The 10,620-nt window shown below is 33.6% G+C and carries 5 protein-coding genes; 2 read left to right on the forward strand and 3 right to left on the reverse strand.

Translation table 11 applies throughout. The features are described 5' to 3' along the window. Window positions 1-14: 14 nt before the first annotated feature. The 3 genes from JOD29_RS12700 to JOD29_RS12710 form a co-directional block, all read right to left on the reverse strand. Window positions 15-1,205 (reverse strand): M24 family metallopeptidase, encoded by a 1,191-nt coding sequence (locus JOD29_RS12700; protein WP_124765379.1) that lies wholly within the window; start codon window positions 1,203-1,205, stop codon window positions 15-17. A 660-nt stretch (window positions 1,206-1,865) separates the two neighbouring features. Continuing rightward, window positions 1,866-3,566, reverse strand: a complete 1,701-nt coding sequence (locus JOD29_RS12705) for a PucR family transcriptional regulator (protein ID WP_124765377.1) — start codon at window positions 3,564-3,566, stop codon at window positions 1,866-1,868. Between the two features lie 315 nt (window positions 3,567-3,881). Then, a complete protein-coding gene (locus tag JOD29_RS12710) occupies window positions 3,882-5,366 on the reverse strand; it encodes an MFS transporter (protein WP_124765375.1) in 1,485 nt (494 codons plus the stop codon). Window positions 5,367-6,362: 996 nt separating this feature from the next. Here JOD29_RS12710 and JOD29_RS12715 point away from each other — a divergent pair. Both JOD29_RS12715 and JOD29_RS12720 read left to right on the forward strand, forming a co-directional pair. Then, window positions 6,363-9,281 carry an EAL domain-containing protein gene (locus JOD29_RS12715; RefSeq protein WP_158610571.1) on the forward strand — a complete coding sequence of 973 codons (2,919 nt, stop codon included), beginning with the start codon at window positions 6,363-6,365 and terminating at the stop codon, window positions 9,279-9,281. 107 nt (window positions 9,282-9,388) lie between these two features. Continuing rightward, window positions 9,389-10,498 carry a sensor domain-containing diguanylate cyclase gene (locus JOD29_RS12720; protein ID WP_124765371.1) on the forward strand — a complete coding sequence of 370 codons (1,110 nt, stop codon included), beginning with the start codon at window positions 9,389-9,391 and terminating at the stop codon, window positions 10,496-10,498. Window positions 10,499-10,620 lie beyond the last annotated feature (122 nt).

A 10,620-nucleotide genomic window follows, 5' to 3' on the forward strand; every position in this document is an offset into this window, starting at 1 on the left:
AGTAGTTTTATAGTTTAAACTCGAATATTTCGGTCTTCATTGACAATCAATTCTCGTTTAAAGTCAGCTAGCACTTCACAGCCAGTCTCAGTTACTCTAAAGGATTCACTGATCTCAATTCCGTAGTTGTCAAACCATAGTCCCGGTATTAAGTGGAACGTCATGTTTGGTTGTAACACTGTAAGATCCCCTCGACGAATACTTGCTGTATGCTCGCCCCAATCTGGAGGATAATTTAAGCCCATCGAATAACCAACTCTTGAGTCTTTGACGATTCCATGCTTAGAAATCACATTTGACCATGCCATTTCTACATCTTCACAAGTAGCTCCTGGCTTAACCACATCAAGGGCAGCGTTTAATCCTTCAACTACAATTTTTGATACATCTAACGCTTCTTGGCTTGGCTTACCTAGTGAAACCGTACGTGCTAGTGGAGAATGGTAGCGTTGGTAACATCCTGCAATTTCAATAATGACCATTTCATTATCTTTATATTTTTTATCTGTCCAAGTGATATGTGGAGTCGATGTATTTTCTCCAGCAGGAAGCATTGGCACGATGGCAGGATAATCTCCACCAAACTCATCCGTTCCGCGAACTAATGATTGATAGATATTAGCAACTGCATCACATTCTCTAACACCTTCTTGAATCGAATCCACTGCTCTTTGCATGCCGACTTCAACAATTTTTGATGCTCGCTTAATAAATTCAATTTCTGCATCTGATTTAATTAGTCGTACATAGTTAACTAGTAAACTAGCATCAGAGAATTTTGCATTTGGCAGGTTCTTTTTCAAACATTCATAGGATTGTACTGAAAAATAATAAGAATCCATTTCAATTCCAATTCGGCGGTTAGATTGGCCAATTTGCGTTAATATTTTTGCAGCAAATTCACTAGGATGTTTTGTTTTAGAATGAACATGATCTTCTGGATAAGGAATAATATTTTCGTGATATAGCCATGTAGTCGCTTTTGCAGCATTGGCATCCATTTTTCTTCCAATCCAAATTGGCTGATCCTCATCAACAATAACGATTAGCATTTGGTCAACGTAGAATGACCAGCTATTATATCCCGAAAGGTAATTCATATTTGCTGGGTTCGTGACAATTAATACTTCAATTCCTCTTTCCAACATACTTCGTTTTGTTTGATCTAAACGGTTTTTATACTCTTTTAAACTAAATGGCAACATCATAATCCCTCATTTCAGCGTATAAATATTGTTTTGTTTTTTAGTAACCTTTGTTGATTTCATTATAAAGAGAACGATTTTATAAAACATCCGATAATGTGTATGAATTTTCTGAAGTTTCTTTTATACAATTTTGAATCAAACAGGTGGACCCTTTCTCTTTTTTACTGAAAAGTGTATAAAAAGAGAGTCTGAGGTTGGGCCAAAATTAAAAACACCACTTCTCATAGAGAAATGGTGTTTGATTGTTTGTATGTTTGTTGTTAATGCCGACTACATGTTAATAAGTGTTAGCCACTCTCCAGAAACCGCGGCCTACCACTGTAAGCCGCGCAATATCTCCGGAACGTTTAGAAGGGTACATTTTATGTGAGCGGTCCTACACAAAGCCGGTGGCAAAAACGCTACGTCCTGTAGCATTGCCACCATGACCAACGTCCTGTTGGCCTCATAGACAAGTCGAAAAGACATGTTTCAACATGGCTTTGCGGCTTGTGTGCTTAGACCGCTCTCATCAGACACTAGATCAGATTCTTTATTAGAAAAAACTTTTATCAAGTTGGCACGGATGGGCATCGAGTAAAGTAGAATCTTTTATAAATAATAGTGTTTTTTCTAAAATCTACTTTTGTCCTAGCCTCAAACTATATCTCTATATCTTTACAACCCATCAATATTCGAAAGATCTGTATTGATTTGTTCCCTCTTAATAACACCTGTTGACCATACGCGAATACTAAAATCCAATAGGAATAGATCATCGGGATTCACGAGTGATAGTCCAGTTAAAGATTCGATTTTTCTTAACCTGTATAAAAGTGATTGACGGTGAAGGTTTAGATCGCGTGCAGTTTGACTAACATTTCCACTATTTCGGTTATAGCCTATGAACGTATTAATTAAATCCATATCCCGTTTCTCGTCATACTCAACTAACGGTAAAATCGTGGCAGCCATAATTTCTTTTACTTCTGCATTGATTGCCAAATTGAGTAATAACCGATTCATGCGAGTTTCATCAAAGTTTACTCGTTTGCCAATCCCAATTTGTTTCCTTCCCATGTCCAATGCTGCTTTTGCTTTTTTGAAACTATGAGAGAAATCTTGATTCTCTTCTTTATATTTTCCGATTCCCCATGAAAAAGTCACGCTGGGAAATAAATGATTTAATCTTCGTTCAACCAAATCTAAAAAATGATTAACTGAATCAGAAGAGGATTCTTTCTTTACTTCTAAAAAAATAATGATCTGATTTCCTTCATAAGCAAATAACATTTGATGTTTAACAGCTTCAGCTGCAAAGATTAATTCTTCTTTTAAATAAACAATCATTTTTTCTAGCCAATTGTATTTTAAGGATTGTTTTTTGTGATCCTTTTCCATTAATGAATCTAAATTCTCAGGATATCCAATGATACAATCATAGTCGGTATTCAAATTGTATTGAAACTGTTCCGCCTTTGCGTTTTTATATTCCTCGGACAGACTTTCACCCTTAATAAGCCTTAATAGAAAATCATTTTGCAAGCGCATCTCAGCTCTCGTTACAACACTATTTCGAGAAAACCATAATGCACTAGCCATCATAGCATGTTCAATAATATGTATGTCTTGTTGATTCAATTGATACTCTAAATCAGTTAGTACGCAAATTTCACCTTCATGTACTCCATTTGTTTGAATTGACAAGTGATACAAGCTCGAATCTTCGTCTGATATGGTTTTCATTTTAGAGTGTAATGGATGTTGGGAAGCTTTCTTATCTTGATGCATTCTAATCAATCGATTTCTTATACTAAAAACCTTTGTTGGATTAGCACTGCCGGCTGTCGGGCTTCCTTTCTCATTTAATATTAATATGGGAAGACCCAGTTCTTCTTCTACATAACTTGAAATTTCCCCAATATTTTTACCATCTAAAATCATTTGAATTAAATTTTGATGAACATCTTTCGACCGTTTTAAATCATTTTGTTGAATCTGATTTAATTCTCGCATAACTTCATGAACAATATCTGCAAAGCGAATCTCCCACGGGATTTCTATTAATATAAAATTTCTTTCTTCTGCAAATTGAATAATTTCATCAGGAATTTCAAATATATAGCGACCAGTAGCAATGGCCAATGCAGATGCACCAGAATCATATACATCTTTTACAAATTCTAATAAAATATCTAGATCCTCATGACAACCTATTCCTGTAGTAAGTACAAATTCATTTTCTCTGACAAAATTCTCAACGGGACTCTCAATAACTGAAACCCATTCAATTTTCTTGTTACCTAAAACGTCTTTACCTGATTTTACTTTGGAAGTTTTTAGTAGAGGAAGTTGTGTAATATCACGAACATATAGCATTTAAACTTTCTCTCCTTTCGAATGTAATCATTTCAGATTTTTTTAGATGTCCAACATAATAAAAAGAGTATTTAGATTTGTAACCAAGGGGAATAAATATTTATAACATTCCGAAGAATCTATCGCTTGGTAGTTTTTGTAACCCTATATTATACTTTTCTATCAATTTATACAATTATCAATATAGAAAAATAATTCAGAATTAAGAATTTCTCTACATTAATTATTAGAAAATAATTTTTTATCCGTAAAACACAAAATGAAAAACACCTCATAAAAGAGAATTCCAATCTTTTACGAGGTGTTTCAATTTTATTATTTTACTGTTGCATGTTCTTTATAATCACTTTCAACCGCTTTTTCTGACGGCAATTCTTCTTTCCACCAAAGCGCTTTATCAGGATTTTTTAATACTTCGGCGATTTCACTTGCATGTTCGACAGTTGGAGCCGAACCACGTAGCGATCTACCCGCTGTTTCTTTAACAAAAAAGCCAACTACGACAAGTCCGATTACACAAACAACCATTAATAAATACGCAGGAACCATGCTATTATGCGTCATACTAACTAACGAAGCAATAACAAGTGGTGTAGTTCCACCAAATAGAGAGGTAGAAATGTTATAAGTAATCGCGAGTGACCCGTATCGTACTTCTGTAAAGAATAAAGATGGTAATGTTGCAGGAAGCGTTCCTTGGAAAGCAGCAAGCATAATACCTAGGATAAATAATCCTAAAAAGACAACAAAATCATGTCCAGTACCCATCATGATAAATGCAGGTATACTAAGTAAAATAGTTCCAATCAATGCACCTATCACAATGCGATTGCGGCCAATTCGATCGCTCCAATAACCCGCAGCCAAAATGATTGGAATAATCAAAACCATCACAAGAAGTGAATACGCTAATCCTTTTGTTTCACCATAACCAAGCTCTTGAGTTAAATAAGATGGCATATAAGTGAGAACCATATAAAGCGCTGTATTATAAAACAATACAATTCCAATACAAATTAGAAGAGGTTTCCAATGATTTGTCAAAATTTCTTTAATAGAAACTTGATGACTTTCTTCTTCCTTCACTTCTTCCATAGCCTTAAATGCAGGCGTTTCCTCTAGACGGGAACGTAAATAAAAACCAATGATTCCTAAAGGACCGGCAATCAAAAATGGAATTCTCCAACCCCATTCAACCATCTTTTCAGGACCTAAGATGAACGTCAATAAAGTAACTAATGCAGCGCTGACAGAGAAACCTACGAGAGTTCCGACTTCTAAACCACTCGCTAAATAACCGCGCTTTTTATCTGGAGTTGACTCTGCTATGTATGTCATAGCTCCCGCATACTCGCCTCCAGTTGAAAATCCTTGGACTAATCTAGCAATCAGTAGCAAAACGGGAGCTGCTACCCCTATAGTCGAATAGCTAGGAATCAGACCGATAAACAATGTAGAGGCTGCCATCATTATTAATGTAAGAGCAAGGATTTTCTTTCGACCTACTCGATCTCCCAACATTCCAAAAACATAACCACCGATTGGACGGGCGATAAAGGCAATGGCAAATGTGGCAAACGCATAGATTAATTGATAGGAAGGATCAATCTCTGGAAAAAAGACTTTCCCAATGGTAACTGCTAAATATGCATACACACCGAAGTCAAACCATTCGATTGCGTTACCAAGTGAAGTAACGAAAACCGTTCGCTTAGCAGCCTTAGCGTCTACAACAATTACATCTTCTTTTTTCAACTTACTCTCAAACTTTCCTAAAGAATTCCTTTGTTTACTAACCATACTTTTCCCTCCTTAAAAACTTGAATTTTTATCACACTTCTTCCCCCAACATCCAAATGGTTTTCTTAAAAAGAGCACCACATGAACAGTTGGAAATAATTAGATTGCTAATACTGATCCCTCATCCTACCTAAGAATGCTCGTCCACATACAAGGAACATTCAGTCCTTGTATAATTTAAAACTTACTTTTTTCTAAAAATAGGAACGATTTTTTTAAAGCTTTTCTCTATCAAAACCTATTATTCTACAATTTTCTATATATTCACAATATTAATTAAATTGTTTAATCTGCACAATATTCAATTTGTATGAAGTTTCTTTTTTACTTTTTAGACAATATAACTACAAATTAATATAGGTAGTGGGCTAACACTTTTAAGCGTGATTTATATTAGGATGTAAGCTTTGAATTGGATGCTAAATCGACCACAAATGTGGTTGAGATTATAGGTTAAACGAAAAAGCAAAAACGCCAAAACCATGAATAATGATTTTGACGTTTAATGGGATAAAGTATGAGCCAGTTAGTTTTGCCCGAGGAATGCAATACTTAATAGAAGGTCATCTTGAAATGTTGAATTGCATAATTACTCCGACGCTACCTGCCATTCATCGTCGTTATGATTCGGGTAAATGCCACTTATAAATTCAAACTTCATATAATAACTTAGTAAATTATTACCATCCAATTAGGCCCCACCTTTACCATTTTTCATATTTTTGACATCCCTTTTCCTGAGTAATATTTGCTATAATCAAAATGTATACAATATCAATCATTTGACATTAATTCTAATTTCCATGAAATAATGTTGAAATTTTACATAACAATTTTATTGTTTTAAACAAATAATATATGTCTTTTTCATTACACGTTAATCAATTATTTACTAGATTTAATAAAGAATTCACTCATTTCATATTATCGATTCGAAAGTTCTATAAAAGCACTATTTTACTATTAAATAATAAAAGTTATGTGAGGGTAGTTAAAATGATTAAAAAGTTTTTTAAAAAAATAAATGAGCAAGAGCAACTCTTTATAGAAAACGAATTAAATCTCAAGCCTGAAATATATGACTATTTAAATGCGGTAGTTAAATTAGATTCAAGTGGGAATATCATTTCTTGCAACCAGATATTTCTTAACAGATTTGGATTTAACGAACAAGATTTAAAAAATCCCTTTTTTGATCTTCTGCTAAAAGATACCTCTTCAAAAGTTAATAATTACTTTGAAAATGCTATATCAGGAAAAACTCAGATATTTAATGCTGTAGGTTTCCCGAAAAAAGGAAAGCCAATCGATCTCAAGATGATCCTTATACCTATCAAAAGTAAAACAAGTAAAGAAGTTTATGTCATTTTAAAAGATAACACTGACTTGCAAAAGCAAGAAAAGAAGCTCAATCAATTTATTAAAATGCGAGAAGCGTTTGATGAAGTCGATTATATTTGTAGTTTTTACTATGATGCAATTAATGATTTCCTTTATTTTTCTAAGCAAATCGCGGATATGCTTCAAATCAATCCACAATCGACATTTACACCTTCTTTTAACCACTTCTTACGCTATGTACACCCTGAAGATAGGGAGCGTTTAAGAGATACACTGCAAACTGCATTGAACAAAAAGACTGGTTTTGAAATCGAATATCGTCTAATCCGACAAGATCAAACGTTCTGCCTCGTGAAGGAACAAACGGGAATACTTCTCGATAAAAAAGGGAATCTGGAAGGATTAGTTGGGTTTATTCAAGATATTACTGATCACACGATATCTAGCGAAGTACTGAAAAAAGAAAAACAAATGAATATACTTTACGACAACCCAGATGTAGGAATCTGGTCTTTAGATATTCAAAGAGGTAGGTATCTAGATATTTCAAATGGAGTTAACTATATAACAGGTTATACAATAGATGATTTTAATAATGGTCTTCAATGGTCTTCCCTTATTCATCCTGAAGATTTACAGACATATTTGAGTAACCAACCTAAATTAGCAACAGGAAATATCATTAAACATCAATATCGAATAAAACATAAAAATGGTAGTTATCGATGGCTTCAAGATTATGTAATCCCTGAATTGGATAATAACGGGAATATGGTGCGCTTATTTGGTCTAATATCTGACATTACAGAACAAAAAGCATTAGAAGAAAAAATTAGCTTCATGGCTAATTATGATACTTTAACGAAATTACCTAATCGTTATAAGTTCATAGAAACTTTAGATCTATTAATCGATCAGTATGCCGACACCAATAATAAATTTGCTGTCTTAAAATTAGATATTGATGGCTTCAAATATGTTAACGACACTCTCGGAAATCAAGCTGGAGACGAGCTATTAATATTATTTAGTAACCGTATTCAAAAGCATTTAACATCAAAAGATATGCTTGCTCGCCGTGGTGGGGATGAATTTATGATTCTAATTGAAACTATAGAGTCAATTGAGGCACTAAAAATATTAATCAATAAGATGATCGAAGGTATGAATAAGCCATTTAATTTAAATGGTTACCAATTATATATCACTGCAAGTATTGGGATTAGTACCTATCCCGAAAATGGATTAACAAGTTTAGAATTAATGAGAAATGCTAATCTTGCATTACATCAGTCGGTAAAAGGTGGGAAAAATAACTATTCTATTCTTTCACACTCTAGTAGTATTCAATCCTATAAAGACTACAGTATTGCTAGAGACCTAAAAAAGGCAGTAGAGAATAAAGAAATGACTTTATATTTTCAACCACGCGTTAACGCTAAAACTAATCGAATCATTGGTGCAGAAGCTCTAATCCGCTGGAATCACCCCGAGTGGGGGCTTGTTTCCCCATCTGAATTCCTTACTATTGCTGAAGAAAATGGTTTAATTACGGAGATTGATGATTGGGTTTTAAATGAAGTATGTCGCCAAATAAGAAATTGGAAAAATAACAGCATAAATGTTGTTCCGATTTCAATTAATATTTCAGCTGTCCATTTTCTGATTCCAAATTGGCCAAATAAAGTTGCCACGATTATTCAAGAGACTGGAATTCAAGCAGATGACATTGAATTTGAAATTACCGAAAGTACCATCTTAAGCAATTCCGAAGTGGTTAAAAATTCAATTTTCAGTTTAAAAGAACTAGGAATTAAAATTTCCTTAGATGATTTTGGAACAGGTTTTTCTTCCCTTTCCTACTTAACTCAATTTCCTTTTGATTTAATTAAAATTGATAAATCCTTTATTCGAAACATGCACCAAAGTGATCGTGACTTGCATCTCACTAAATCAATTATTTATATGGCAAAAGGATTAAAACTAAGAGTAGTAGCGGAAGGCGTAGAAACTGTTAAACAATTAAAAATACTTCAAGATGAAGACTGTCATGAAATTCAAGGCTATTTATTCAGTCAGCCTGTCCCTCTAAATGAATTTAAATTACTTTTACAGAAAAAAGTATTGCCTCCAGTAGATGCAGAACAAAAAGCAAAACAAAGCAAGAGGCGTCATTACCGCTTGAATTTCCCTTCTCCGCTTGAAGCTGACATGGAACTAGTATCAATTGCAGGCCGTAGAATGAAATTAGGCGTATCAAAAGTATTAATTGAAGACATTAGTATTGGTGGTCTACGATTTATCTCTAATCTTAAATTACCTACAAGAGGCGATGTAATTTACCAGTTTAAATCAGAAATCCTTGGAGAATTCATTACATTGAAGGGTAGTATCGTTTGGAAAGAAGAGGTAAACGAAGATTTAATGGAATATGGAATTGAATTTAATATTAACACAATGGAGCGAGCTTCACTTTCAACTCTACTAGATTCTTTTAATATTTTATTAAACAATGGTACAAGCTTGCCACCATACAGAAAAGTGAGTGTAGCTAAATCTCAATATTTTAAGTAGGATCACAAGCTCGAATCTACTCGGCAAACTATCAAATAATAGGTACTGTTGCTAGAGTTTTAAAGTAATCTTGTTATGATTTCTAAACTTTCGAAGGGAGGTAAACAATGAAAATTTACGTTAAAAGGATCATTATCATCTCAACACTAATCATAGTCTCTTCACTATTTGATATTTTAGATGATACCATCATTCGAATATTTAACTTCCAAGATGAGGGGACATTCGAAATTACGGTAGATTTTATCGGTCCTATTATAGAGGTTTCTTTAATGTTTTGGGCTCTGTTATCTGGTAAAAAAGCTGTATGCCAAATAAAAAACGAAGAAGAGCAATACAAACGCTTGGTCCAATTATCACCCGAAGCCATATTAATTCATAAAAAAGGAAAAATCATTTATATAAATGAAACTGGAGCAAATTTATTTGGATTAAGTTCTGCAAATGATTTAATTAATCGGAACCTAGAGGAATTTGTCCATCATGATTCTAAGGACATTATTAAAAAGTTAAAGGAAAACTCCAATCAGTTCCCGAATCGTGAATTTAATGAGCAAATCAAGTTTAGAAGAGCTGATGGTGCCATGATTTATTTGGAATTCAAATCAACGAAGATTGAATTCAAAGGTCAATCTGTTCGAGAACTGATTGCAAGAGATATCACCATTCAAAAGCATGAATTAGATAATGTTAAACGTTTAGCTTTTGAAGATGAGTTAACTGGTTTGCCAAACCGAAGAGCTATCATGGACAAACTCTCACAATTAATGAAAACATCAAAAAAGGAACAAACAAAAATTGGTGTAATGTTTATTGACTTGGATGGATTTAAACAAGTAAATGACTCCCTTGGTCATGACTGTGGAGATATCCTTCTAAAACAAGTTAGTAAATTATTTCAAAAATGTGTAGCAGAAAAAGGGATTGTCGCAAGATTAGGTGGCGATGAATTTTTAGTGATATTCGATCAAATAAGTGACCAAGATTGTATAATGGTTGCAGAAAAAATGATTGAAAGTCTCAATTCTCCTATTATTATCTTTGGAAAAAGGGCTCAAGTTACACCAAGTATTGGAATAGCGCTATATCCCCAACATGGACTTGAAGCGACAGAGTTAATTAAGAATGCTGACATGGCTATGTATCAGGCAAAACAACGGGGAAAAAATAATTATCAAATATATGAGACTCTTAATAAAAGAAATAACATCATTTAAAAAGTAATTCTACAAAAGTAGAATTGCTCAGACTGTAGACAAACTCGAAATTTCGAGTTTGCCTACAGTCTTTTTTCTTTTAAAATAAAAGTAATAGTTTTTGAAATAGAGTTAGTTGATCT

Source organism: Lysinibacillus composti (assembly GCF_016908465.1).
Classification (GTDB): domain Bacteria; phylum Bacillota; class Bacilli; order Bacillales_A; family Planococcaceae; genus Ureibacillus; species Ureibacillus composti_A.